Origin of the sequence: Methylobacterium sp. J-026 (assembly GCF_022829585.1) — a bacterium.
In the GTDB taxonomy this organism is placed as follows: Bacteria; Pseudomonadota; Alphaproteobacteria; order Rhizobiales; family Beijerinckiaceae; genus Methylobacterium.
In genome coordinates, this window is sequence record NZ_JAKSYC010000051.1 from 1 (window position 1) to 591 (window position 591).

Consider the following 591-nt stretch of genomic DNA (forward strand, 5'->3'; position numbering starts at 1 on the left):
CGGCGGCGGTGGAGGAGCAGTCGGCCGTGACCCGGGAGATGTCGGGCAGCATGCACACGGCCGCCCACGGGGTGACGACGATCGCCGGCGGTATGGAGGCGATCGCCCGGGCGAGCGAGCAGGTCGATGCCGCCACGCGCCAGGTGCGCGAGGCTGCACGGGCGGTGGGCTGAAGTCATGGACGACACAGGTGATGTGGCTGCTGTGCAGGCCAGTCTCGACGATGCGCTCGGGGACCTACTCCGCGTAGCCGTCGAGGTGGGGCCAGAACCCTACGCAATCAGCTGCACCCGGATCGACGCTGCTTTCGACAGCCGGCTGAGGTACTCCGGTTCACCTACGAGGTTTTCCGATCCCCGGCCGCATGGTGGCTTAGCTTCCCGCCGCAGCATCTCGAGGTCCTGCCCTGCCGGACTGAGTGCGCGATCCGTCTTCCCAGGTGTTGCCGGCAGGGCCTAACCGCTCGGGCGTTCGACTTGGTCCGTTGACGGGCTGGGGCGTCGGCCTGGTAGCTCGGCCGCGAAGGTTCCGTCCCGGAGGATCGAAAGGGAACGCGGTGCGGGGGTAGCCCCAACGCCGAGCCTGCCCCCC

At 69.4% G+C, this 591-nt stretch carries 1 pseudogene; it reads left to right on the forward strand.

Going from position 1 to position 591, the window contains the following annotated elements:
* A pseudogene (locus MKK69_RS03450) lies at positions 1-173 on the forward strand (chemotaxis protein); the annotation flags it as partial.
* Between the last annotated feature and the right edge of the window lie 418 nt (positions 174-591).